22 protein-coding genes are annotated in these 25,809 nt (G+C 68.1%); 16 read left to right on the top strand and 6 right to left on the bottom strand.

Annotation, left to right across the window (positions count from 1 at the left end; all coding sequences use genetic code 11):
- Positions 1-145: 145 nt before the first annotated feature.
- The gene (locus FV227_RS19805) at positions 146-2,719 is read right to left on the bottom strand and encodes an ABC transporter ATP-binding protein/permease (protein WP_147859737.1); all 2,574 of its coding nucleotides are present in this window, start codon (positions 2,717-2,719) and stop codon (positions 146-148) included.
- A gap of 353 nt (positions 2,720-3,072) precedes the next feature.
- On the opposite strand from FV227_RS19805, the gene FV227_RS19800 reads away from it, so the two are divergent.
- From FV227_RS19800 to FV227_RS19735, 14 genes are all read left to right on the top strand, one after another.
- Positions 3,073-3,732, top strand: coding sequence for a cytochrome c3 family protein (locus FV227_RS19800; protein ID WP_147728339.1), 660 nt, complete (start codon positions 3,073-3,075; stop codon positions 3,730-3,732).
- 16 nt (positions 3,733-3,748) lie between these two features.
- Entirely contained in the window at positions 3,749-6,694 is a 2,946-nt protein-coding gene (locus tag FV227_RS19795; protein ID WP_147728338.1) for a TAT-variant-translocated molybdopterin oxidoreductase, read from the top strand.
- A 4-nt stretch (positions 6,695-6,698) separates the two neighbouring features.
- Positions 6,699-8,729 (top strand): quinol:electron acceptor oxidoreductase subunit ActD, encoded by a 2,031-nt coding sequence (locus FV227_RS19790; RefSeq protein WP_147859736.1) that lies wholly within the window; start codon positions 6,699-6,701, stop codon positions 8,727-8,729.
- On the top strand, positions 8,726-9,253 hold the full coding sequence (locus tag FV227_RS19785) for a cytochrome c (RefSeq protein WP_147859735.1): 528 nt from the start codon (positions 8,726-8,728) through the stop codon (positions 9,251-9,253). The genes FV227_RS19790 and FV227_RS19785 overlap by 4 nt, the downstream gene beginning before the upstream one ends.
- Complete coding sequence (locus FV227_RS19780; RefSeq protein WP_187274880.1) at positions 9,250-10,332, top strand: hypothetical protein; 1,083 nt, start codon at positions 9,250-9,252, stop codon at positions 10,330-10,332. The genes FV227_RS19785 and FV227_RS19780 overlap by 4 nt, the downstream gene beginning before the upstream one ends.
- Positions 10,329-10,805 (top strand): hypothetical protein, encoded by a 477-nt coding sequence (locus FV227_RS19775; RefSeq protein WP_147726021.1) that lies wholly within the window; start codon positions 10,329-10,331, stop codon positions 10,803-10,805. The genes FV227_RS19780 and FV227_RS19775 overlap by 4 nt, the downstream gene beginning before the upstream one ends.
- A gap of 4 nt (positions 10,806-10,809) precedes the next feature.
- Positions 10,810-11,787 (top strand): cytochrome c oxidase subunit II, encoded by a 978-nt coding sequence (coxB, locus tag FV227_RS19770; RefSeq protein WP_147726020.1) that lies wholly within the window; start codon positions 10,810-10,812, stop codon positions 11,785-11,787.
- On the top strand, positions 11,784-13,463 hold the full coding sequence (locus FV227_RS19765; protein WP_147726019.1) for a cbb3-type cytochrome c oxidase subunit I: 1,680 nt from the start codon (positions 11,784-11,786) through the stop codon (positions 13,461-13,463). The genes coxB and FV227_RS19765 overlap by 4 nt, the downstream gene beginning before the upstream one ends.
- Positions 13,464-13,473: 10 nt before the next feature.
- Complete coding sequence (locus FV227_RS19760) at positions 13,474-14,133, top strand: cytochrome c oxidase subunit 3 (protein ID WP_147726018.1); 660 nt, start codon at positions 13,474-13,476, stop codon at positions 14,131-14,133.
- A 4-nt stretch (positions 14,134-14,137) separates the two neighbouring features.
- Positions 14,138-14,449, top strand: coding sequence for an oxidase (locus FV227_RS19755; RefSeq protein ID WP_147726017.1), 312 nt, complete (start codon positions 14,138-14,140; stop codon positions 14,447-14,449).
- 116 nt (positions 14,450-14,565) lie between these two features.
- Entirely contained in the window at positions 14,566-15,384 is an 819-nt protein-coding gene (locus tag FV227_RS19750; protein WP_147726016.1) for a class II glutamine amidotransferase, read from the top strand.
- A gap of 168 nt (positions 15,385-15,552) precedes the next feature.
- Positions 15,553-16,296: a NepR family anti-sigma factor gene (locus FV227_RS19745; RefSeq protein ID WP_147726015.1), complete on the top strand. Its 744-nt coding sequence runs from the start codon at positions 15,553-15,555 to the stop codon at positions 16,294-16,296.
- Between the two features lie 118 nt (positions 16,297-16,414).
- On the top strand, positions 16,415-16,828 hold the full coding sequence (locus tag FV227_RS19740; protein ID WP_147726014.1) for a DUF1236 domain-containing protein: 414 nt from the start codon (positions 16,415-16,417) through the stop codon (positions 16,826-16,828).
- A 147-nt stretch (positions 16,829-16,975) separates the two neighbouring features.
- Positions 16,976-17,266, top strand: a complete 291-nt coding sequence (locus FV227_RS19735; protein ID WP_147726013.1) for a hypothetical protein — start codon at positions 16,976-16,978, stop codon at positions 17,264-17,266.
- Between the two features lie 3 nt (positions 17,267-17,269).
- On the opposite strand, the gene mscL is transcribed toward FV227_RS19735, so the two are convergent.
- From mscL to FV227_RS19720, 3 genes are all read right to left on the bottom strand, one after another.
- Positions 17,270-17,698, bottom strand: a complete 429-nt coding sequence (gene mscL / locus FV227_RS19730; protein ID WP_147726012.1) for a large conductance mechanosensitive channel protein MscL — start codon at positions 17,696-17,698, stop codon at positions 17,270-17,272.
- Positions 17,699-17,778: 80 nt separating this feature from the next.
- Positions 17,779-18,615, bottom strand: coding sequence for a CDP-diacylglycerol--serine O-phosphatidyltransferase (gene pssA / locus FV227_RS19725; protein ID WP_147726011.1), 837 nt, complete (start codon positions 18,613-18,615; stop codon positions 17,779-17,781).
- A gap of 12 nt (positions 18,616-18,627) precedes the next feature.
- Entirely contained in the window at positions 18,628-19,338 is a 711-nt protein-coding gene (locus FV227_RS19720) for a phosphatidylserine decarboxylase (protein ID WP_147726010.1), read from the bottom strand.
- A 1,106-nt stretch (positions 19,339-20,444) separates the two neighbouring features.
- Here FV227_RS19720 and FV227_RS29980 point away from each other — a divergent pair.
- Both FV227_RS29980 and FV227_RS29975 read left to right on the top strand, forming a co-directional pair.
- Positions 20,445-21,107 (top strand): sensor histidine kinase, encoded by a 663-nt coding sequence (locus FV227_RS29980; RefSeq protein ID WP_147862973.1) that lies wholly within the window; start codon positions 20,445-20,447, stop codon positions 21,105-21,107.
- 264 nt (positions 21,108-21,371) lie between these two features.
- On the top strand, positions 21,372-22,160 hold the full coding sequence (locus FV227_RS29975) for a hypothetical protein (protein WP_246687870.1): 789 nt from the start codon (positions 21,372-21,374) through the stop codon (positions 22,158-22,160).
- 527 nt (positions 22,161-22,687) lie between these two features.
- On the opposite strand, the gene FV227_RS19710 is transcribed toward FV227_RS29975, so the two are convergent.
- Both FV227_RS19710 and FV227_RS19705 read right to left on the bottom strand, forming a co-directional pair.
- On the bottom strand, positions 22,688-24,580 hold the full coding sequence (locus FV227_RS19710) for an ABC transporter ATP-binding protein/permease (RefSeq protein WP_147859734.1): 1,893 nt from the start codon (positions 24,578-24,580) through the stop codon (positions 22,688-22,690).
- 100 nt (positions 24,581-24,680) lie between these two features.
- Positions 24,681-25,809, bottom strand: a 1,129-nt coding sequence (locus tag FV227_RS19705) for a LysM peptidoglycan-binding domain-containing protein (protein ID WP_147859733.1), incomplete at its 5' end; no start/stop codon positions are given.

Raw genomic sequence — 25,809 nt, 5'->3', positions numbered from 1 at the left:
GGGGCCCCGGGGCCGGCCACCCCCGCCCGCGCCCCCGCCCCGGCATCACCCCATCCGCCCGCCGAATTGGCCGCACCGGTCCGGCCCGCGTGCCCGCCCCGTGCGCGGCCCGAACCTGTGCGGCCAATACGGCGTCCGTATGGCTTCATGCCGGCTCGAGCGCGCGGGCGGGCTTCGCCGGCACCGGAACCACGGTGCTGTTCTCCACGGCGATCACCGCATCGAACGGGTCGAGGACGTCGAGGTCGGCGGCGTCGGGGACGCAGACGATGAGGCCGCGGCCGGCCCGGGCCGCGCGCAGGCGGGTGATCCGCGCCGCGATCTCGGCGGGCTTGCGCTCGTCGAGCAGGATCGCGACGACCACGATGTCGGGCTGGCGGATCAGGCAGCGGGCGAGGTCGATCGCGATCCGGGTCTCGACCGGGATCGCGCCCTCGCCGAGCACCGAGCCGGTGCCCGCGCTTCCGGGCTCGACCCGGCTGTCGAGGCCGAGCCGATAGACCGAGGCTTCCAGGCCCTCCTCGGTCAGCACACGCCGGACGATCGCCCGCACCCGCGGCTCCGCCCCGGCCTCTCCGAGGCTGACGCGGCCGAACAGCAGGTTCTCCTCGACGCTGGCCGCCGGGTTGATCCGCGTGGGATCGTGGAACTCGACCGCGGCGGCGAGGTGAGCCGGCAGCATCCGCGCGAAGGAGTGGCGGGCGGCGACGAGCCGCTCCTCGAACGCGGCGTCGATCAGCCCAAAGCGGTGGCGGGTTTCGCTGTAGCGCAGCGCCAACCCGATGAGCCGCTCGCGGTCGCGCTGGCCCGCCGGGCCGCGACGCAGCGCGACCGCATCCGGCTGGCGCACCACCAGATCCTCGAAGTAGCCACGCTCGTCGGCCGGAAAGAGGGAGAACGCGTCGAACAGCGGATGGTCGTTGGGCAGATCGGCGAAGATCTCGACGGTGCTGCGCGCGACCGCAAGGCCGATCTCCGTGAGCGGGCGGACGAGGTCTTCCGCCTCCAGCACGGCGCGCATGTAGGGATGGCGAGCGAGGCGCTTGGGTGCGAAGGTCTGGCCCACGGGCTCGCCGAACAGGATGTTCTCGCCGACCGTGGCCTGATGGTTGTAGCGGGCGGGATCGAACGGCTCAACCAGGCGCTCCGCCCCTTCCGCCTTCAGCATCGTCCGCATCGTGACGCGGGCGGCCACCAAGGCGCGGGCGAAGTCGGGGGCGGCGACCGGATCGACCCGGGCGAGGAGGCCGCGGGAATAGGCGAAGGCATCGAGCCCGGTGATCCGCAGGATCTCGACGAAGGCGGGCTGATCGGGAGCGGCCGCGGGATCGGCGCCGTAGAGGATGTTGGCGCGGAGCGTCCCCTCGACCAGGATCGCCTCGCCGGCGGCGAACGCGATGCGGCGGGCGCGATCCGCGGCGTCGAACGCGCCGAGATCGTGCCCGGCATAGGTGACGTTGCCCGCCGTCGGCGCGACCTGGCCCGCGAGGATCGCCGCGAGCACCCGGGCGCCGCTGCCGCGGATGCCTGTGATCGCGACGTGCGAGGGCATCGCCAGCGTGAGGTCGACCCCCGAGAGCCGTTCGCCGGTCGCCGCGTCGAAGGCGCCGACGCCCCGCGCCGCGAGATCGCCGGCGCGGGGGACGGCGAGCCCGCCCTTGCGCCCGCGTCGCCCCTCCAGGGCCGCGATCGTGCGGGCGGTCTCGCGGAAAAGCGGCTTCAACCCCTCGCGCAGACGCCAGAGGTTGAGCGTCAGGGCGATCAGGATCGCCGCGATCGCGAAGGCGCCGGCCGCCGCGACCAGGGCGGCGGGGTCGACGTCGCGGGCGGGCGGCGCACCGTTGCCGCCGCCGCGCCACAGGGCGGCACCGGCAGCCATCGCCGGCAGGATGATGGCCAGCGCCAGCGAGGGCGCACGGGCATAGGCGAGCTTCGCCTCGGCGCTCGCCAGCGCCGCGCGGGTCGCCGCGGCCTTCTCGGCGATGCGCGCGCGCTCCAGGGTCGCCGAGCCGTGGATCCGCACCGCCGGCATGCGTCGGACCAGATCCCCGAGCGTCCGTTCCGCAAGCGCGCTCGAGCGCAGGCGCAGAGCGCTCCGCGACGCCGAGCGGCGAAGGATCAGCTCGCGCGCCATCGCGGCCGCGAACAGGCCGACCGCCGCGGCGGGTACCAGCCGCGGGGCGGCCAGGGCGGCGAAGCCCAGAGCGACGAGGATCGCGCCGAGCGCCATCGCCGGCACGAGGATGCCGATGGCGAGCAGGCCGTCGACCCGGCCGAGCGCCTGCCCGAGGAGACCGGCGAGGCCGCGCGCCTCCTCGCGGGCACCCGGCGGCGCATCGAGGATCGCCGCGGTCGCGGCCTCGCGCATGCGCAGGACCGCACGGCTCTGGGCCGAGAAGCTCAGGGCGGCGACGAACCAGCCGAGGCCGGCGAGCGCCAACGCGCAGGCGGAGAGACCGAAGAAGGCTGCGCGTTCGAGGTCAAGCGGCGCCAGGCTCCAGCCCGGAACCAGGACGAAATCGTCGGCCGTGCGGGCGATGGCGACGCGCAAGAAGACCAGTGCCGTCGCCTCGTCGTGTCCCAGGGTGTGGACGAGGTCGCGCAGGCAGAGCAGGGCGAGGATGCAGAGCGGGCCGCCGAGGCCGAGCGCCAGCGCGACCGCGGCGAGGTGGCGCCCGCGCGCCGCGCGCCAGGCGAGAACGATCGGATCAGGCTCCATGGCCGCTCACGTGATCGAAGGCTTTCGCATCGGCCGGTCCCGGGCGGCCGCCGGATCGCACGCCGCCTCCCAGCGCATAAGCGCTCTTCGGTCCCGCGAAAAGCGCGCCACCGCACGCTGCGCACGCCGGCGGAAAACGCGGCCAATCGCCCCCTGTCGCTCAGCTTGGAATTCTTCCATAGCGCGTGGCATCGGCCGGGCAAGAGCGAACCTCCGTCGCATTGCTTTGACGGTGCAGACCGGGTCAACCTTGCGGGACCGGGCTGCGGGCATGGCGAGGCAGGGTCGAACATCTTGGTGACGCTCTCCACCGACGACATGCGGCGGTCTCGGCGCCCGCGGGCCATCGCCTGATGGCGCAGCTGTTCTCGCCGGGCGCCGACGCGATCTACCGGCTCGCCCTGCTCACCGGCGTGGCGTGCCTTGCCGGCATCCCGATCGTCGCGGCGGGGATCGTGCGCTCGGATTACGTCACCGACGTCGGGGTCGCCCCGGCCCAGCCGGTGCCGTTCAGCCACAAGCATCATTCCGGCGAGCTCGGGGTCGACTGCCGCTACTGCCACACGACGGTGGAGACCCAGGCGACCGCCGGCATTCCGCCGACCCACACCTGCATGACCTGCCATTCGCAGATCTGGACCGGGTCCGACATGCTGAAGCCGGTGCGCGACAGCTTCGCGCGCGACGAGCCGCTTCAATGGGTACGCCTGAACAAGCTGCCGAGCTACGTCTACTACAACCACTCGGTCCATGTGACGAAGGGGATCGGTTGCTCGACCTGCCACGGCGACGTGACCAGCATGCAGATGACCTACCGCGCCAACGCCTTCGAGATGCAGTTCTGCCTCGACTGCCACCGCGATCCGGCGAAGTACGTCCGCCCGCAGGAGCAGGTCTGGAACATGACGTGGAAGCCGCCTGAGAATCAGGCGACCCTCGGGCCCGAGCTCGTCGCCAAGAACCACATCCGGGGGGGCGAGCGCCTGACCGAATGCGCGATCTGTCATCGCTGATGGGGACGGACCGCACATGACCGGGCATCACGACATCGGCGCGATCCGCGCGCGCCTGGCGTCCGGCGACGGGCCGGCCTTCTGGCGCAGCCTCGACGCGGTCGCCGACACGCCCGAGTTCCGAAGCTACCTGGAGGCCGAGTTTCCCGCCGCGGCGCGGCTCGCGGCCTCGCCGGAGCGGCGCGGCTTCCTGAAGCTGATGGCCGCCTCGTTCGCGCTTGCCGGATTGTCCGCCTGCGACTCGAGCGACGGGCGGCACTACGAGCTGCCCTACGTCAACGCGCCCGAGCGGATCCTGCCCGGCGCGCCGCTCAGCTACGCCTCGTCGGCGCTGCTCGACGGGTTCGCCAACGGCATCCTCGTCACCACCCGGAACGGCCGCCCACTGAAGATCGAGGGCAACCCCGACCATCCCTGGAGCCTGGGCGGCACCGACGTGCTGGCGCAGGCCTCGGTGCTCGGCCTCTACGATCCGTTCCGCTCGCAGGCGGTGCAGCATATCGGGCGGCCGAGTTCGTGGGCCGCCTTCCAGGGCGCGATGCTGGCGCAGATGCCGGCTTGGCAGGCGAAGGGCGGCGAAGGCCTCGCCCTGCTTACCGGCCCGGTGACCTCGCCGTCGCTCGAGGCCGAGATCGCGCGGATGCGGAAGACCTATCCGGCGATGCGCTGGTACGTCAGCGCAGGCGTCGCGCGCGACGGCCTCTACGAAGGAGCCCGGCGCGCCTTCGGCCGGCCGTTCGAGACGCTTCCCGAGTTCGCCAAGGCGCGAACCATCGTGTCCCTCGACGGGGACATGCTCGACCTCGGCCCCGGGCAGGTCGGGCTGGCGCGGCGCTGGAGCGACGCGCGAAAGGCATCCTACGCGGCCGGCAACCTCCTCACCCTTCACGCCGCCGCGGCGACGCCGACGCTGACCAGCGCCAAGGCGGACTACGGGATCGCGGTCGCCGCCACGCGGATGGAAGCCCTGGCGCGGGACCTGCTGAGCCTCGCCGAGGGCGGAACAGCACCCTCCGCCGACGACGCGTCGGCGGCTTGGCTCGAGCGTGCATCCGCTGCGCTGAACGCGGCCCGCGGCGCCGGCATCGTCACCACCGGGCTCAGCGGCTCCCCGGCGTTGCATGCCCTGGTCCACCGGCTCAACGGCGCCTTGGGCAACGCCGGCACGACGGTGCGGCACACCGCACCGGCCCAGGCGATCGGCGCCGGGACGCTCCGCGACCTCAGCACCGCCATGGCGGAGGGCTCGGTCGAGACCTTGATCGTGCTCGGCGTGAACCCGGTCTACGAGGCGCCGGGCGCCCTCGACTTCGCGCAGGCCATGGAGCGCGTGCCGCTGAAGATCCATGCCGGCCTCTACTTCGACGAGACCGCGGCCCATTCCGATTGGCACCTGCCGCTGGCGCATCCGCTCGAATCCTGGGGCGATGCCCGCTCCCTCGACGGCACCGTCGGCCTGATCCAGCCGACCGTCGCGCCGCTCTACAACGGCCGCGCCGCCAACGAGCTGTTGGGCTTCCTCGACCGGGGCACGATCGGCAACGGTCTCGATCTGCTGAAGCAGCGGATGCGCGGCGAATCCGAGACCGACGCCACGTTCCAGGCCCGCTTCGAGGAGGCCCTGCGCAGCGGCTTCCTGCCCGACAGCGCGGCCAAGCCCGAGACGACGGTGCTGACTGAGGCCGCCTCGGCGCCGGCAAAGCCTCCGGAAGCGCCGCAGGAGACCATCGAGGTGGTGTTCCGCCCCGACCCCACCATCTGGGACGGGACACTGGCCGATCTCGGCTGGCTGCAAGAACTGCCCAAGCCCCTGACGAAGATCGTTTGGGAAAACGTCGTCGGTGTCAGCCCGAAGCTCGCCGAGCGACGTGGGCTCGCCAACGGCGACATCGTGCGCATCGCCGCGGACGGGCGCGCGATCGAAGGTCCGGTCTGGATTACGCCCGGGCAGGCCGAGAACACGGTCAGCCTCGGGCTCGGCTACGGGCGCAACGTGCCCGACCACCTCGCGAAGGGCCTGGGATACGCTGCCAACGTGCTGCGGCCGGCGATGGACCCATGGCTGCTGGAGGGCGCGACGCTCGCCGCGACCGGCCAGCGCCGGATGCCCGCGACCACCCAGGATCTCGGCACGATGGAGGGGATGGATCTCGTCCGCGTCCAGCACCAGGGCGCGAAGCCGGTCGGCGATGCGAAGGCCTACGAGCTGGCCTCGTTCTACCCGAAGCCCGCAGCCGCAGAACGCGGCGCGGAGGCCGCCTGGGCCATGGCGATCGACCTCGATTCCTGCATCGGCTGCAACGCCTGCATCACCGCCTGCCAATCCGAGAACAACATCCCGGTCGTCGGGCGCGAGGAGGTCGAGCGCGGCCGATGGATGGGCTGGCTGCGGGTGGACCGCTACTTCTCCGGCACGCTCGATGCGCCCGAGACGCATTTCCAGCCCGTGCCGTGCATGCATTGCGAGAACGCACCCTGCGAGGTCGGCTGCCCGGTGGAGGCGACGCTGCACGACAGCGAGGGCCTGAACCTGCAGGTCTACAATCGCTGCGTCGGCACGCGGACGTGCCAGAGCTATTGCCCGTACAAGGTCCGGCGCTTCAACTATCTCGATTATACCGGCGACATGCCGGTGGTGGCGCAGCAGCAGCGCAATCCCGACGTGACGGTGCGCGCCCGCGGCGTGATGGAGAAGTGTACCTACTGCGTCCAGCGCATCGCCGCGGCCCGCATCGACTCCGCCAAGGACGCGCACGCGCCGATCCCGGACGGTGCCGTCGAGACCGCCTGCCAGGGCGCCTGCCCCACCCGCGCCATCACCTTCGGAAACCTCTCGGACCCCCGCAGCCGGATCGCCGCGGCGCGGGCGGACGGCCGCAACTACGCTCTGCTCGGCGAGCTGAACACGCGCCCGCGGACGACCTACCTCGCGAGCCTCGCGCCGCCGGCGAAGGAGGGCTGACGCCATGTCGGGAGCCACGCTCCAGCCACCATCCGGCACCGGCCTGATCGGCCCCGACGCGACGCTGCACGGCATCGGTCGCGCCGTCGCTTCGGTCCCGCTGACGCATCCGTTGAACCGCCGCTGGTGGATCGCCTTCGCCGGCGCGCTCGCCCTGCTCGGCCTGTTCGGCGGGGTGCTGTGCTACCTGCTCCTGACGGGCGTCGGCATCTGGGGGAACAACAACGCCGTCGTCTGGGCGCTCGACATCGCGAGCTACGATTGGTGGATCGGCGTCGCCAGCGGCAGCCTCCTCGTCTCCGCGGTGCTGCTCCTGCTCGGGGCGGAATGGCGCGGCGCCGTCAACCGGGTCGCCGAGACGGTCGCCTTGCTCTGCACCTGCGCCGCCGGCCTCTACCCGATCATCCATCTCGGCCGGCCGTGGTTCTTCTTCTGGAACCTGCCCTATCCGAACACCTACGACCTGTGGCCGCAGTTCCGCTCGCCGCTCCTGTGGGACGCGATCGACATCGTGTCCTACCTCGTGGTCTGCGTCAGCCTCTGGTACATCGGGTTGCTGCCAGACCTCGCGTCGTTGCGCGACCGCGCCGTCGAGGATGCGCTGGCGCAGGAGAAGGCCCACGGCCGCCCTCGGAAGCGGTCGCTCCTGAAGGCGCAGGCCTACGGGATCGTCGCATCGGGCTGGCGCGGATCGGCGGCGCATTGGCAGCTCTGGTCGCAGGCCTACCGCACCATCGCGCTGCTCGGCGTGCTGCTTGTGGTCTCGCTCCAGACCGGCGCCTCGGTGATGCTCGCGGGCTCGGTGATGCCGGGCTGGCACGACACGATCCTGCCGGTGACCTTCCTCGTCAACGCCGTGTTCTCGGGCGTCGGCGTCACCGCCGCGATCGTGGTGCTGATCCGCTCGGTCTACCGACTCGACGGGCTGATCTCGGCACGGCACCTCGAGATCCTCGCCCGGCTGATGCTCTGCCTCGGATGCGCCAGCCTGTACTGCTACGCCACCGAGTTCTTTTCGACGTTCCTGCACGGCGACCAGCAGGAACGCGACGTGCTGATCCGGCGGATAACGGGCGCCCATGCCTGGGCCTTCTGGACCGTCGTCGCGTGCCTGCTGATTCCGGCACAGGCGTTCTGGTCGGCCCGCCTGCGCCGGTCGCCGCTCGCGGTCGCGCTGATCGGCGTCCTGATCGCGATCGGCGCCTACGCCGACCACGTCATGGTCCTCGTGGTGACGCTGGCCCAGGATTTCCTGCCCTCCTCGCGGCTGGCCTACAGCGAGACGATCTGGGGCGTCGCCACCTTCGCCGGTTCCGTCGGCCTGTTCCTGACGCTGCTGCTGCTGTTCCTGCGCTACCTGCCGGCGGTCTCAATCACCGAAAGCCGTCGCCTGGCGCTCGCCGTCGTGCCGGCGGCGGCCGAGCGGAGGGCGGTGAAGGAGGCCGAGGCGCGGCCGCTTGCCAGCGAGCGGGACGGGACGGAGGACGCGCCGCTCTGGGGCGTCAGCGCCGCCTTCGCCTCGGAAGGTGACCTCGCGGCCGCCGCCGCCGCCCTGTCCGGCCGAGACGACGCCCACGTCCACCTGGACGCGCACGGCCCCGTGCCGATGCCGCGCGTGCTCCGCACCCTCGGGATCGCCGGGCGCTCGATCCGCGCCTACGCGATCCTCGGCGCGCTCGCGGGCGGCGCCGCCTTCTTCGGGATGTGCGTCTACGCGACGGCCTACGACTACGTGTTCCTGATCGGCGGGCGTCCGCGCTTCTCGTGGCCGTCCTTCGTGGTGCCGAGCCTGTCCTTCGCGATGATGAGCGGCACGATCGCGGTCCACCTTGCCTTGCTGATCCTGAACCGGTTGCCGCGCTTGAACCACCCGGCGTTCAACATCCCGGGGTTCCTGCGCGCGACGGACGACCGCTACTTCCTCTCGGCCGAAGCCCAGGGCGAGCGCTTCGACGCCGACCGCGTCGTGCGCAAGCTGGCGTCCCTGCCCACGGAAGCCGGCCGCCCGCTCGACATCCGCCGGGTGCCGCGATGAGGCGTCTCCTGGCCCTGCTCGCCGTCCTGCCGCTCGCGGCCTGCGGCGAAGCCGACATGAGCGAGCAGCCGCGTGCCAAGACCTGGGACAGGAACGGCTTCTTCCCGCAGGCGATGACGATGCGCCATCCCGTCGCCGGCACCGTGCCGCGGAACGATCCGGCCAGGCCGGCGGCGCAGCCAGCAAGCATCACCGAGACCCTGCTGGCGCGCGGGCGGGAGCGGTACGGCATCTACTGCACCCCGTGCCACGGCGCCTCGGGCGACGGCCGCGGGATCGTCGTCGCGCGCGGCTTTCCCTCGGCCGGTCAGCTCACCACCGAACGCCAGCGTACGGCGTCGGCCGACGACCTGTACCACGCGATCTCGGAGGGGCACCGGGCGATGTACGGGATGGGCCAGATGATCCCCTCCGCGGATCGCTGGGCGATCATCGCCTATGTCCGCGCCCTGCAACGGAGCCAGGATACCGAGGTCGCGGGCCTGCCGCCCGAGGACCGGGCCAAGCTGGAGGCGTCGCGATGATGGCCGCTTACGCCTCGGCCGCACGGCGCCGTCCCATCGCGGTGCTGCTCCTCGGCGCCGGAGCATCGATCCTCGCCGTGCTGGCGGGTGGCTGGCGCGGGGCGGCCACGTCCTACCTGGCGGCTTGGCTCGCGCTACTCGCCCTGCCGGTCGGCGCGCTTCCGATCGCCATCGCGCTTGAGCGGTTCGGCCTGCGCGAGCACGACCGCGGCGAAGGCGAGCTTTCCAAGTCCTTGCGTCGCCTCGTCGGGCTGATGCCGGTGGCAGCGATCCTGGGCGTGCCCGTCCTGTTCGGCATCGGGCAGATCTATCGATGGACCGACGCGCCGCCCGCGACGCCGCTGGCCGCTTTGTGGTTCACGGTGCCGCTCTTCGCCCTGCGGGTGATCGCGTACCTCGCCGCCTGGGTCTGGCTCGCCGCGCGGTTCGTGGTCCCGGGCGAAACCCGCGACGGACGCACGATCTCCGGGGTCGCGCTGCATGCCGTCGTCGGAACCCTGGCCGTCACCGACCTCGTCGGATCCCTGGACCATCGGCTCGGCTCGAGCCTCGAAGGTGTGCTCGTGCTGACGGCCTGGAGCAGCTTGGCCCTGGCCGCGGCGATCCTCCTGGCACCGGAGGAGCCGACGCCGATCGGGCGCGGGCGCGCGGTCCCCGGGCAGGACCGGCTTGTGCCGCTGGTGGTCCTGCTGAGCCTCTGGGCCTTCCTGCACTTCGTGCAGTTCCTGATCGTCTGGTCGGCGAACCTTCCTCAGGAAGTCTTGTGGTACTTCGCTCGCGGCGGCTGGCTCGGCCGTGCGTTCGCGAGCCTCGGCGGGGCCGTCGTCCTGCTCGGCGCGCTCGCGACGCTTCGGCCGGGGCGCCCGACGACGCGGGTCTTGGCGGCGCTGGTGCTCGCGCTCCACGCGGTCGAGATGTTCTGGTTCGTGACGCCCGCTCTGCGCGACCGCTTCGTGATCGGCTGGAGCGACGCCTTCGCCGCGATCGCCGTCTGCTGCCTGGCCGTGGCCCTGCTGCCGGTGGCGCAACGCCTGATGCCCGTTCTCTCGCCCCGGCGCCGGCGGAGCGCGGTCGCATGAGCACCGAGCGCACGCAGCACCGGTTCGGCTTCGTCTCGTCGATCATCTCCGGCTTGGCAATCTTGCGCCGCCGTCCTTCCTCGCCCGGGACGGCGAAGGCATCCGGCGAGGCCGGATCCTCGGACGGGCCGGGCTACGAAACCTCTGACGTCCATGTCGGCAACACGGCCCGCGTGATGGCCGGGCTGATGGTGACAGCGCTCGCCGTGATCGGAGCGATGATCTGGCTGAAGACGATGGTCTCGACCGATCAGCGCCAGGCCCTGCCGAGCCTGACCGCGCAGCAGACCGCGCGGCTCGTTCCCCCGCCACCGAACCTTCAGGCCGACCCCTACGCCGACCTCGCTGCCGAGCGTGCGGCCGAAGGCCGGCAGCTCGACGGCTACGCCTTCCTCGACGCCTCGCGGCAGCGCGCGCGCATCCCGATCGACCGTGCCATGGCGCTGACGGTCGGCCGAACGCTGGACCCGTGAGCCGATGACGCCGAAGCACGCAGCCCTCGAGCTCTGGCCGGCGGCGGCCTCCGCCGTCGCGGTCGAGACCGACTACCTGATCCTCGCCTTCACGGTGCTCACGCTGGTGCTCACCGTGCCGGTGTTCCTGGCGATCACCTGGTTCGCGATCCGGTACCGCGACGGCCAGGAGGCCAACCGCGACACCAGCGGCATCCGCTCGAACCTGATCGAGATCAGCTGGATGCTGATCCCGTTCCTGCTGACGCTGATCTTCTTCGTCTGGGGCGCGCGGCTCTTCGTGATCTCGAAGAACCCGCCGCCCGACGCGATGGTGATCGAGGCGATCGGTCGGCAATGGATGTGGAAGTTCCAGCACCCGACCGGCCAATCCGAGATCAACGACCTGCATGTGCCGATGGGCCAGCCGATCAAGCTGCGGATCATCAGCCAGGACGTGATCCATGCGCTCTACCTGCCGGCGCTCCGGGTGCAGATGGCGGCCTTGCCCGACCGCTACACCGAGCTGTGGTTCAAGGCCGACAAGCCCGGCACCTTCCACCTGTACTGCTCGGAATATTGCGGCACCGACCACTCGGCGATGGAGGGCAGCCTGACGATCCTCAGCCAGGGGGACTACCAGGACTGGCTCACCCATTCCGGGGCGCAGCAATCGAAGGTCGCGGCCGGCAAGGCGATCTACAATGCCTACGGCTGCGGAACCTGCCACGACGACGGTTCGAACGTGCAGGCGCCGAAGCTCGCCGGCCTCTACGGACGGGCGGTGCGACTGGCGGACGGGCGCACGATCACGGCCGACGAGGACTACCTTCGCGACAAGATCCGCAACCCCAACGGCAACCGGCTCGCCGAGGGCTACAAGCAGATCATGCCGAGCTTCGCCGGCGTGATCCCGGAGGACGACCTCGGCCGCCTGATCGACTTCCTGAAATCGAACACCCGCACCGTGGGCGACGCAGCGTCCGGAGAGGCCACGCGATGAGCGCATCGGGCACGATCGACAGCGGGATCGCGAACCGCGAGCCGCACGCGCCGGAGGCGACGCTCGATCGTCCGGCCGACTATCTACACGCCCAATCGACCCTGCGCTCGTGGTTCCTCACCACCGACCACAAGCGCATCGCGATCCTCTACCTCGCCTCGATCACCGCGTTCTTCATCATCGGCGCCGTCGCCGCGGGCGTGGTGCGGCTGGCCCTCGTCGTGCCGAACGGCGCGGTGATGGCCAACGACACCTACAACAAGGCCTTCACCATCCACGGCGTGGTGATGGTGTGGTTCTTCCTGATCCCGTCGATCCCGGCGACCTTCGGCAACTTCCTGATCCCGCTGATGATCGGGGCGAAGGACCTCGCCTTCCCCAAGCTGAACCTCACGAGTTGGTACGTCTTCATGACGGGCGCGCTCTTCACGATGGTGTCGGTGGTGCTCGGCGGCATCGACACGGGCTGGACCTTCTACGCGCCGCTCTCCACCGCGTTCTCGAACGGCTGGGTCCTGCCGGCGCTGATCGGCGTGACGATCGTCGGGTTCTCGTCGATCCTGACGGGCCTGAACTTCGTCGTCACGATCCACACCATGCGCGCGCCCGGCATGACGTGGTTCAAGCTGCCGATCTTCGTCTGGACGCACTACGCCACCAGCCTGATCTTCCTGCTGGCGACGCCCGTGATCACCACGGCGCTGATCCTGCTGATCATGGAGCGCGCCTTCCACATCGGCGTGTTCGACCCGGCCTATGGCGGCGACCCGGTGCTGTTCCAGCACCTGTTCTGGTTCTACTCGCACCCGGCGGTGTACATCATGGTCCTGCCGGGCATGGGGGTGATCTCCGAGATCATCCCGGCCTTCGCCCAGAAGAAGCTCTTCGGCTACCGCTTCGTCGCCTATGCCGCGATCGGGCTCGCCTCGGTGACGTTCTTCGTCTGGGGCCACCATATGTTCATCAACGGGCAGAGCGATCTCGCCTCGCTCGCCTTCTCGGCGCTCTCCTTCGCGGTCGCCGTGCCCTCGGCGGTGAAGGTCTACAACTGGACTGCGACGATCCATAAGGGGAAGCTCCGCCTCGACACGCCGATGCTCTACGCGATGGGCTATATCGGCCTGTTCGTGCTCGGCGGCCTCACCGGCCTGTACCTGGCGACGCTGGCGATCAACCAGCACATCCATGCGACCTACTTCGTGGTCGCGCACTTCCACTACATCATGGTCGGCGGCACGGTGCTGGCCTTCCTCGGCGGGCTGCACTTCTGGTGGCCGAAGTTCACCGGCCGGATGTACAACGAGGCCTGGGGGCGGATCTCGGCGCTGCTGATCTTCCTCGGCTTCAACGTGACGTTCTTTCCGCAGTTCATCCTCGGCTACCTCGGCATGCCGCGACGCTACGCGACGTACCCGCCGGAATTCCAGATGCTGAACGTCCTCTCCTCGGCCGGCGCGACGATCCTGGCGGCGGGCTACATCTTCCCGATGCTCTACCTCGTCTATTCCCTGTGGTTCGGCAGGAAGGCGCCCGTGAATCCCTGGGACGCCAAGGGGCTCGAGTGGGAGACGACCTCGCCGCCGCCGACGCTCAACTTCGCGTCGCCGCCCGAGGTGCCGAGGGTTCCGTACGACTACCCGATCCAGGAGCAGGAAACCAAGGCGCAGCATCGATGAGGCAGCAGCGATGAGCACGGGTCTCGCCGACGGCGTCGGCATCAAGCGCGCCCACCATTTCGAGACCGTCGCGCAGCAGCGCTATGCCGCTACGCTCGGGATCTGGGCGTGGCTGATCACCGAGCTCCTGCTCTTCGCGGCCCTGTTCCTGGTGGCGCTGATCGTGCGGATCCAGCACCCGGAGGCGACGCAGGAGGCGGCGCGCCACCTGAAGTTCTGGATCGGCGCCGTCAACACGGTGGTGCTGATCGTCTCCAGCCTCACCATGTCGATGGCGATCGAGTTCTCGCGCATTGGCTGGCAGCGGGCGATGGTGCGAGCGATGCTGGCGACCGCCGCTCTCGGCAGCCTGTTCCTCGTGCTGAAGGGCTACGAGTACTACGCCGACTACGAGGAGCACATGATGCCGTTCCTCGGCTCGCGCCCCTACGAGCTGACGGCGAGCCCGGCCTCGCGCCTGTTCGTGAACCTCTACTACGTCGCGACGCTGTTGCACGGGCTGCACCTGCTGACCGGCATCTCGCTGCTGCTCGGCATGACCTGGATCGCGTCCAAGGCGGGGTTCCTGTCGCGGCACCAGAACTGGATCGAGATCTACGGCCTGTACTGGCACTTCATCGACCTGATCTGGATCATGGCCTTCCCGATCCTCTACGTCGTCAACCGGTAGCCCGATGCGCAGCCCGCTCGCGACCCTCTCCGACACCGACCGCGCGCTCCTGAAGGATCGGCTGCGCAAGCCGGTCCTGACCTTCCTCGCGCTGATGGGCCTGCTCGCGGTCAACGTCACCCTCGGCGCGACGCTGCCGTTCGAGCATGTCTGGGCGCTCGAGCTCGTCGTCGTCGCGGCGATGGCGCTCGTCGTCCTCCTCGTGTCGATGGAGGTGCTCCACGAGCCGCCGCTGGTGAAGCTGTTCTCGGGCCTCGGCTTCTTCTGGGTCGCGATCATGGTCGGCATGACGCTGACGGATTACCTCGGCCGCTGACGCGCGGTGCGGTTCACGGTTGTTCGCCGTCCGAAACGCACCTAAACCGAAGTGGACATCCGGGCGGCGGACGATCCGCGCCGAGGCCCCGCCCGATCAGGTAAGTTTCCGAGACGATGTGCGAACTGCTCGGCATGAGCGCGAACGTGCCCACCGACATCCGCTTCTCGTTCGCGGCGTTGGCGCGGCGCGGCGGCGAGACCGGTCCGCACGCGGACGGATGGGGCATCAGCTTCTACGAGGGCCGCGGCTGCCGCAGCTTCCACGAGCCCGAGCCGAGCGCGAAGTCGGAACTCGCCCGCCTGCTGCGCGACTACAAGATCAAGAGCCGCATCGTCATCGGGCACGTGCGCAAGGCCAATCGCGGCCGCGTCAGCCTCGAGAACACCCATCCGTTCTCGCGCGAGCTCTGGGGCCGGCGCTGGACCTTCGCGCATAACGGTCAGCTCAAGGGGGTGAAGAAGCTTCCGCTCGGCGGGTTCATGCCGATCGGGTCGACGGACAGCGAGTACGCCTTCTGCTGGATGCTCGGCCGCCTGCAGGGGCGCTTCTCGGCCCTGCCCAAGCCCGCGCTGCTCGACCGCGCGGTGGCCGACCTCTGCGCCGAGCTGCACGCGCTCGGCGTGTTCAACATGCTGCTCTCCGACAGCCGAACCCTCTACGCCCATTGCGGCAAGCGCCTGTGCTACCTCACCCGCCGGGCGCCCTTCGGCACGGCGACGCTGATCGACGAGGATTGGCGGGTGGACTTCGCCCAGGAGACCACCGAGCGCGACGTCGTGTCGGTGGTGGCGACGCAGGCGCTGACCCGCGACGAATGCTGGACCGACCTCGCGCGCGGTGACGTCATCACCCTGCGCGACGGCGCGATCCGCCTGCTGAAACCCGGCGCGCCGGCGGCGGCCACCGTCGTCGTCGCGCCGAAGCCCTGTTGAGACGAGGCGCGACGCACTTGGATGTGACGGTCGCGAAGGTGCAAGCGCGGCCGCGATAGGCTAAAGACACGGAACAACTCGAACGGCTCAGGCGCGAGCCGCACACGTTCCGCCTCGCGGCTTCGGACCACCCGCGAGCCCGCAGAAGATCGTAGATTGCGACGCATCATGACCCGCGACGAGACCGACACCCTTCCGAGCCAGTCTGGAAACGGCGACAAGGATGCGCGGCCGAACCTGTCGCACACCATCCGCTCCCATCTCGGCGACCATCTGCGCAGCGCCTACGACACGTTGGGCCAGACCGAGCTGCCGAGCCGCTTCGCCGAGCTGATCGCGAAGCTCGAGGCGGCGCTCAAGGCCCGCGGCGAGGCGATCGAGCCGGAGTTCCGCAACGGCCTGCTCGCGGCCGTGCCGAGCCTGCGCGCCTTCGCCCTGTCGCTGACCTCGAACCCGGCCCGCTCCGACGACCTCGTGCAGGATACGCTGATGAAGGGCTGGCAGCATCGCGCCCGCTTCCAGCCCGGCACCAACCTGAACGCGTGGCTGTTCACGATCCTGCGCAACATCTTCTACTCGGACCACCGCAAGCGGGTCCGCGAGGTCGAGGATCAGGACGGCTCCTACGCCGCGCGCCTGGCCACCGCCCCGCACCAGGGCGACCGCCTCGACGTCGAGGACCTGCAGACGGCGCTCGCCAAGCTCCCGCCCGACCAGCGCGAGGCGCTGGTGCTCGTCGGCGCCGAGGGCGTCTCCTACGAGGAGGCGGCGACCATCATGGGCTGCAAGGTCGGCACCGTGAAGAGCCGCGTCAGCCGGGCCCGGGGGCGGCTCGCCGAGCTGCTGGGCTACGACGAGGAAGACCTCGGCTCCGACCGGTTCATCCAGTCGGCGATGCCCAAGGACGCCTGAGAGAACGCCCGACGATCGGTCTTTTTTGACGCATCCGTTTCCGGTGGTCGTGCGTTACCGGCCCGACACTCGCACGGCGCCGGTTGGCGCGGCGAGCATCGGAAGACGGAGCTTTGCCATGCAGTTCAAGACCCTTCTGGCCGCCTCGGCCCTCGTTCTCGCCCTGCCGCTCGCCGCACAGGCGCAGGGCACCATCCGCGGTGCCGAGCGCGGCGCCGAGACCGGCTCCGATATCGGCGGCCCGATCGGCGGGATCGTCGGCGGCGCGGTGGGCGCGGCGACCGGCACCGTCGGCGGCATCCTCGGCGTCGACATGCAGCCGCGCTTCCGCAGCTACGTCCGCGAGCGCAACGTGCGCTCCTACGATTACGACGGCCGCGTCGCCGTCGGCACCACCCTGCCGGGCGACGGCGTGACCTACTACGACGTGCCCGACGAGTACCGCGTCCAGCCGGGCACCCGCTACACCGTGATCAACAACCGCCCGGTCCTCGTCGATCGCGGCCACCGCATCGTCGAAGTGATCGACTAGGCGTTTCATCGCCGCGCGACGTGCGAGGGCTCCGGGGCGACAGGCTCCGGGGCCCTTTTCCTTGGCGCCCACCGCACGCTCGGCCGCCCATGCAACGCTTCGCCGCATCGCCCGTTATGGCTCTGACGGCGAACGGGAATTCCCACCATGAACGACGACGCCATCGATCCGAAGGCCGGGCTTCCGGAGCCGGTCCGCGACCATCTCGGCCAGCAGCTGCGCTCGATGCTGTCGGTGGGCCAGGAGAAGCCGCGCTTCCTCGGCGACGATCCCGCGCCCGACGCCACCTTCGCGCCGCAGCTTCAGCGCCTGGAGACCCGGCTCAAGACCCACGAGGAGGGCACGGGCGCCGTCGAGCACGCCCTCGACCGCATCCTCGATGCCTTCGGCGTCACCCCCGACGACGGCAAGCCCGCCGGCACCAAGCCGACGGCCTGAGGGTCAGACCTTCGGGCGCGTCGCGAGCAGGTCGCGGATCTCGCCGAGGATCTTCACGTCGGCCGGCACCTCGGCGACGGCCTCGGGCTTGGCCTCCTCCTTGGTCACGAGCTTGTTCATCGCGCGGATGACCAGGAACAGCACGAAGGCGACGATCATGAAGTTGATCGCCACGGTGATGAACTGGCCGTAGCCAATCACCGCGCCCTGCTTCTTCGCCTCGGCATAGGCCGCGCCGGCCTGCACCTTCGACGACAGCGGCAGGTAGTAGTTCGAGAAGTCGAGCCCGCCGGTGATCGCGCCGATCATCGGCATGAACACGTCCTGCACCGCCGAGGTGACGATCGCCCCGAAGGCGGCGCCGATGATCACGCCGACGGCGAGATCGACCACGTTGCCGCGCAGCGCGAACTTCTTGAACTCTTCGAGCATGGCGGGTCCCCAGCCTTCAGGTGCCTCACGCTACGCGTGGCGGCGGGGGCCGCCAAGCGCACGCGGGCCGGCATCCACCGTCAGATCGCCGAGGCCGGGTCCTCGCCGGACTCGATGCGGGCCGCCGGCTCGAGCCGGGCGCGGCGGCGGTACTGCGCGGCACCGATCGGCAGGCCGACGATGTAGGCGGCGCTGATCGCCACCAGCGATTCGAACGGGAACGAGATCAGCAGGCCGAAGGCGGCGACGCCCGCCAGGAAGATCGGCAGCACCCACCCGCGCGGCACGCGCTTGCCCATGGTCTTGCCGGAGAAGGTCGGCACGGTGGAGACCACCAGCAGGGCGATGCCGAGCACGTAGACCAGGATCGCCGGCGCCGCCCAGGCCTCGAAGCCAAAGCCGAGGAAGTGCAGGTAGAGCGGCAGCATCGCCGTCATCGCGCCGGCCGGGGCCGGCATGCCGACGAAGTAGTCCTTCTTCCATTCCGGGCGGTTCGGGTCGTCGAGCATCGCGTTGAAGCGGGCGAGCCGCAGCGCCATCGCGATGGCGAAGATCAGCGCCACGATCCAGCCGAGCGATTTCAGGTTGTGGAGCGCGAAGCCGTAGAGGATCAGCGCCGGCGCGCAGCCGAAGTTGACGAAGTCGGCCAGCGAATCGAGCTCGGCCCCGAAGCGCGAGGTGCCCTTCAGGAGCCGCGCCACCCGCCCGTCGATGCCGTCGAGCACGGCCGCCGCGATGATCGCGATCACCGCCGGCTCGAACTTGCCCTCGAAGGCCAGGCGGATCGCGGTCAGCCCGAGGCAGAGCGCCATCAGGGTGATCATGTTGGGCGCGATCATCCGGAACGGCACCGGCTTGAACCGGCGCGGCCGCGGCTCGTTCGCGTCCGGCTCGAAGGGCGGGAAGAGATCGTCCATCGCCCCCTCCCCTCAGATGCGCCGGAACGAACGCTCGGGCCCGCCGCCGAGGTCGGCGAGCACGGTCTCGCCGGCGACCGCCTTCTGGCCGAGGCCGACCAGCACGCAGGTGCCGACGGGCAGGTACACGTCGACCCGCGAGCCGAAGCGGATCAGTCCGAAGCGCTCGCCCACCGAGAGCTGGTCGCCGGCCGAGACGAAGCCGACGATGCGGCGCGCCACGAGGCCGGCGATCTGCACCACGCCGACCCGCACGGGCTGGCCGCCGTGCACGGTCTCCATCACCATCCCGTTGCGCTCGTTGTCCTCGCTCGCCTTGTCGAGCTCGGCGTTGAGGAACAGCCCCGGCGTGTAGTGGATCTGCCCGATCTTGCCCGTCACCGGCACGCGGTTCACGTGGCAGTCGAACACGTTCATGAACACCGAGACCCGGGTCATCGGCACCTGGGGCAGGTCGAGCTCGGGCGGCGGCAGCACGGTCGAGATCAGGTTCACCCGCCCGTCCGCCGGCGAGACCACGAGGCCCTCGGCCACCGGCGTCACCCGCTCGGGGTCGCGGAAGAAGTAGCAGACCCACAGGGTCAGGATCAGGAACACCCAGCCGAAGAACTGCGAGAAGGTGCCGGCCAGCACGGTGAGCACGATCCCGATCACGATGAAGGGGTAGCCCTCCTTGTGGATCGGGACGAGCGTCCGGCGGATCGTCAGGAGAAGGTCGTTCATGCGGTCTTTCGGAAGGGGCGCGCGAAGGGCGCGGGGCCAACGGGATTTTGACCCGCGCGATGGCAGCCCAGGGCGCGAAGGTCAACCGCCGGCGCCGTCGCGCGGGGGTCTGGCCGCCCCATCGGACCGACATCCGCCCCGTCATTCCGGGGCGCTGAAGGCGAGCCCGGAACCCAGAGCCGCCGACGCGAGCAAGGTCCGGCACCCTCGGCGCGTCTGGATTCCGGGCTCCGCTGCGCGGCCCCGGAATGACGGTCGATGGCATCCGATCGTCCAGGCACGCCAAGACCACCCCGCGCGGAAAGCCTCCGCCGGCGGCATGGCCCCGACATCACGGACAGGAGACGCGGGACGCCGCGGAACCCTGGGATGATGCGCAATGAGCCGGTTCCCCGGCGCCCCGCGGTGCCGGGCCCCGAGAACGCGGGCACCCGGCGCCGATTTGTCGTCGCGGCTTTACGTACCGCACGGCCCCGCCGCCGCGGCCCGCGCGACGCGGGCCCCGGTCACGTATCCGGCCACGTAGGGCCGGGTCGCCCCGGCGACAGCCGGAACGGGCGATCCCCGCACCCTCCCTAACGTCGGGACGGGCTCAGGTCTCTTCTGAGGGCGCTCCGCTTGCGGGCGACAGCCCGCCGCTCGGTGCGCCCCGCGCCGCGCATTATGGACGCCGTATCGCGGCGGGTTGATCGACCCACCGCGCAGGACCGCCACGCTGCCGACCGCCCCGTCGATCACCGGGCCGGCTCCTGACGGCGGCCCCGGGACGAAACGCAGCCCCGGCGCCGTGCAGCGCGTGATGGGGTTATAGGCATGTTATAGGAATTTTGTCAATATGCTGACACGCGAGCTAGCCTCGACCAGATGCCTTTTATGAAAGCCGCATACAACTTATTTTGGACGCCAAACACGCTCATTTTCAATTAAGGAAGACACTCACAGCGTAAGCTGCAGGCGCATGGCGGGGCCGACTAACCAAGAGACGAATAGCCCGAGCGGCAGTGCCATCATGTGGTTGCCCTCATGCGGTGCGCTCGGCATTTTGAGATCCGACGGGCATTGTTTTGAAATCGGACGGGCGTTCACCATTCGCATCGGGGGCAAGTGTGAAGCCCAAGTCGATTGACCTGGCATCCGAGGTGAAACGCGCCACCTTACCGGATGGCCTAAATGGATTTCTTTTCCCCTTGTTCGAGGCTGTTTCTAATTCCCTCCATTCGATTGAGGAACGGTGGGGTGATGCTGCAGAGAACAAGGGAATCATCGAAATCGAATTTTTGAGCACTAACCGAGAGATCATCATCGCCGATAATGGGATTGGTTTTGACGAGAAAAACTTAGGAGCTTTTCTAACTCCCCTTACGGGGAATAAATATGAGCGAGGAGGTAAGGGATTTGGTCGTTTTATTGCCTTCAAAAATTTTAGAGAAGTATTTTATTCGTCTCGGCAAATCGATCTACGTGGCGTCAGCTCCGGCGGCGTTTATAGATACGAGCCATTTGCTAGCGATGACAATCTAATCGAAGTTCCGATCAATGGAGGGGCCGGCGCCCATCGGTTCGGTACGGGCCTCACAGCACTACTAAAATCACCATCTGAAGAGAGCAGTGCTTATTTTGATCTCGCCGGACCACAATATTCGAGCGGGGATGCGCAAACATCTATTGCTTCTGCAGCGCTTGATCACTTTTTAATCGAATTTATTCAAAGAAAAGTACCGAAGCATACCATATTGACAGTCGATGAAATTCCAATCAATATTAATTAATATTTTAATAGATCCCTTTCCGTCGGTGGATCGCGGACGGAATATCTTGAGATTGCACAGGCGAACAGAAAATTCGAATTCAGTTATTTTAAGATTGGAGAAGCGCAGGCCAAGAAACATAGGCTATATTTCTATGCAAATAATCGAGCAGCGAGCGAACTTGAGAACATTTCATCCGGCCTGAACGACAAACCATTCGTAGAACCTTCTGAAAAGGGTCCACGACGGTATTACTATCTAGTAGCGGTATCTAGCGATTTTTTCATGTCTTCTCAATCTCGCGACCGAATTACAAACTTGCATGCAAAAATTGAATATGATGGCAAGAAAAAATCCGTTAAAGATCATCTTATTGCTATGGCTAAGCAGCATATACTTGAAATTGAAAGCTCATACACCAGCGAGCGGCGGGCTAGAATGGTCGCCGATGTCGAGCATTTGATCGCTATAGATCCTCTGCTACGCCGGGGTCTTGGTAACAAATCAGCTGCGGATTTTGTGGGAAAACGGTCGATCACCGAGACGCGGGAGCAGCTTGCACAAGATTTATTTGTAGAGCGATTTCGCAGAAAATTTGACTTCTCAAAAATTAGCCAAAACGCGAGCATTGAACTGCTAGAGAATCTCGTAAAAACCCAAATTCCAGAAGACGCTAAAGAAGCTTTAGCTGTGTATGTTGCTTATCGTAATCATGTTATTACTATCTTTCGCGAGCTGTTAAAAAAACAAGAGGGTATCCTAGCGACGGAAGACAAAGTACATACACTTATTTACCCGCGCTATAAAGATAGCGATGAGATTGACTACAGCGCGCACAACCTATGGCTCATAGATGATGACCTAGCCTACGCGCAATATATTTCGAGTGATCGTACACCCCAAGGACCGCATCGGGCGAAAGGCGAATACGCCCATGATCTTCTTATAAATAACCAGAATGAGCTTATGGTCGTAGAAATGAAACGACCTCAAAAAACAGGATACAAATCTGATGGTGATGAGTTAACAGATGATCCAGTGGATCAGATGAAAAAAAATTTCAGCTATTCGTAAAATAGGCAAAATAAAAACTTCTGGCAATCGAGAAATTACTATTCCATCCGATAAGATGGTTCGCGGATATGTTCTTGTAGATTGGAATGACAGTCTTCAGAGTTATCTTAAAAACGAAGATTTCGTCATAACAAACTATGGCGGCCAGATGGCGTACCGATATTATGGCGGATTGAACCTGATGCTTGAAGTGCTCGCCTTCGATCGGTTGGTCGATCGTGCCACGAACAGGAATGAGGCCTTCGTTCAAATGCTTGAAGGGCGATCTACATACGATCGGAAGCCAAAGGGGACACTCGGGAGCCTCCATGCAGCCGCGCGAGCGGTATAGTAACTGACCAAAATTTTATTGCGCAACCCCTAAGCGTTGCTTCTGCGCAATGGAAAATTTGGAACCTTCGCTCGACCGGACCGAAAGAATAATCTCAAAACCTTTAATGCAGTAAGTAAATTCCACTACTTGGGCTAGCTGTGTTAACGAGCGCAGCTTGTTTTAGTTTGCGAATGGTACTCTAGCATGTGATACTTTACTCCGCAGCGATTGCATCTTGGCGTGCTGCGGCTTCCTCAGCCCGGCGCAAGGCCGCCCGCGCCGCGTCCGCCTCGCGCTGGCGGTTCCACAGGGCGGCGTAGACCCCGTCCTGGTCGAGCAGCGCGGCGTGGGTGCCGCGCTCGACGATGACGCCCTTGTCGAGCACCAGGATCTCGTCGGCGTTGACCACCGTCGAGAGGCGGTGGGCGATGACCAGGGTGGTGCGGCCCTTCGCGATGCGGTCGAGCGCGTCCTGGATCTGCGATTCGGTGAAGCTGTCCAGCGCCGAGGTCGCCTCGTCGAGGACGAGGATCGGCGGGCTCTTCAGGATGGTGCGGGCGATGGCGACGCGCTGCTTCTCGCCGCCCGAGAGCTTCAGGCCGCGCTCGCCCACCGGCGTGTCGTAGCCCTCCGGCAGGCCCTCGATGAAGCGGTCGATCTGGGCGAGGCGGGCGGCCTCGCGCATCTCGGCCTCGCTCGCCTCCCAGCGGCCGTAGCGGATGTTGTAGCCGATCGTGTCGTTGAACAGCACCGTGTCCTGCGGCACCATGCCGATGACGGCGCGCAGCGAATCCTGGCGCACCGCGGCGATGTCCTGCCCGTCGATGGCGATGCGGCCGCTCTGCGGCTCGTAGAACCGAAACAGCAGGCGCGAGAGCGTCGACTTGCCGGCGCCCGAGGGGCCGACGATCGCCACGGTCTTGCCCGAGGGCACCGTGAACGAGACGCCGCGCAGGATCGGCCGGTCCGGGTTGTAGGCGAAGTGCACGTTCTCGAAGCGCACCTCGGCCGGGCCGGCGACCAGCGCCGGGGCGTTCGGCCGGTCCGCGATCTCCGGGTTGCGGTGGAGGATGCGGAACATGTCGTCGATGTCGATCAGCGCCTGTTTGATCTCGCGGTAGATCATGCCCATGAAGTTCAGCGGCATCGAGAGCTGCACCAGCATGGTGTTGGCGAGCACGAAGCCGCCGATGGTGGTGCGCCCCGCGAGGATGTCGCGGGCGGCGAGCCACATCACCGCGGTCATGCCCAGCGTGAAGATCAGCGCCTGGCCGGCGTTGAGGACGGCCAGCGACACGTAGGTCTGCGTCGAGGCCTTTTCGTACCGGGCCATCGCGCCGTCGAAGCGCTGGGTCTCGCGGGCCTCGGCGCCGAAATACTTCACCGTCTCGTAGTTCAGCAGCGAGTCGACCGACTTGGTGTTGGCGTCGGTGTCGGACTCGTTCATGCGGCGGCGGATCGCGATCCGCCACTCGGTCGCCTTGTAGGTGAAGCCGAGATAGGCCGCGACCATCACGAAGACGACCAGGGAGTAGGTCCAGTCGAACTCCCAGGCCAGCACGCCGAGCACCAGAACGAACTCGACGATGGTCGGCACCAGCGTCAGCACCATCAGGCGCGACAGCTCCTCGATGCCCGAGCGCCCGCGCTCCAGCACCCGCGTCAGCCCGCCGGTCTTGCGCTCGAGGTGGAAGCGCAGAGAGAGCTGGTGCATGTGTCGGAAGGTCTTCAGCGCCAGGCGGCGCACCGCGTGCATCGCCACCTTGGCGAACAGCCCGTCGCGCGCCTGCGTCAGCCCGGCCATCAGGATGCGCGAGGCGCCGTAGATCGCGATCAAGAGCATCGGCGCGGCGAAGATCCCGGTCGGCACCTGCTCCTTGCCGTGCTCCTGGCCGCCGACCGCCGCGACCAGCGCGTCGGTGATCCACTTGAAGGTGAACGGCGTCACCATCGTCACCAGCTTGGCCACCAGCAGCAGCCCGAACGCCAGGAAGACCCGCCGCTGCAGATCCGGCCGGCCGTAGGGCCAGAGATACGGCCACAGCCGGCGATAGGTGGCGACGAGGCCCGGGCGCGCGTCGGGCGCCGGCGGGGGAGTGGAGGTCATACGCGATTGTCCGGAAGAGGAGGCTCGCCCCGGCATATAAGCCGGCGCCGCCCGTGGCACACCCGCAGCCGCCGCGGGGCGGGGCGGCGTGGGGGAATCTTCAGCCGTTCCTGCCCGCCTTCGCGTCCTTGCCGTCGCCCGGCAGCACGAAGATCTGGCCGGGATAGATCAGGTCCGGGTTGCGGATCTGCTCCTGGTTGGCATCGTAGATCACGGTGTAGCGGTCGCCCGCGCCGTAGGTGCGCCGGCTGATCTGCCACAGGCTGTCGCCGCGGATGATCTTGGCCGTGCTCACCGCGGGGACGAACACCCCCGCCCGCGGCGGCTCGATCGCGGCCGGGGTGGGCGAGACGGCCTCGGCCCGCGCCGCCGGGGCGGCGGGCCGCTCGGCCGGCTTGTCCGCCGCCGCGCCGGGCCTGGGCGGCGCGAGGTTCGTCGCGACGCGGGCGGGTTCCGGCACCGAGAACGGCACCTCGGCCCGGCTGCGCACCTTGCCCGAGACCGAATCGACCTGGTCGACCCGCACCGTGTAGGCGCCCGGCTTCACCCCGCGGCCGATGGTGAAGGTGACCTTGCCGTCGGCGCCGACGCTCGCCGGGGCGATCAGCGTGTCGTTGAGGTAGAGCCGCACCGTCGCACCCGGCGCGGCCTGGCTGGTGACGAACAGCCGGCCGCCCTCCTGCGCGTCCACGCTGACGATCTTGACGGGCGCGGGGGCGTCCTTGGCGGCCTTCCCGGAAGGCGGCTTGGCCGCCGCGTCCTTCGCCGCAGGGGCCTTCGCCGCGCCCTTGACGGGGGTATCCCTGCCGGCGACCGCCTGGCCCGGCGCCGGGTCCGGCGCCCGCTGCGCCGTCCGGACCTCCGGCTGCGACAGCACCACCGTGGGCTTGTCGGGCGCGGTCAGCGCCACCAGCGGCTTCTCGGTGCGCGAGGGCGAGACCGCCACCGCGACGCTCTCCGTCGAGCGGGTCTCGCGGCCCTCGGCATTGGTGGAGCGCAGCACGATCTCGCTGTTGCCCGCGGGCAGCGCCGGCGGCACGATCGCGAACTGCCCGTTCGGGTCGGCGAGCGCCTTGGCCACCGCCTTGCCGTCGACCAGGAGCTCGACGACGGTGTTCGGCGCCCCGCGGCCGGCCACCACCGACTCGCCGTTCGGCTCGACGCGGACGATGTCGAACTTGAGCGCGTCCGGCGCCGCCGGCGCCGCGGCGCGCGCCGCCGGCTGAGGC

The organism is Methylobacterium sp. WL119 (genome assembly GCF_008039875.1).
Classification (GTDB): domain Bacteria; phylum Pseudomonadota; class Alphaproteobacteria; order Rhizobiales; family Beijerinckiaceae; genus Methylobacterium.
This window is presented reverse-complemented; position numbering and strand designations above follow the sequence as displayed.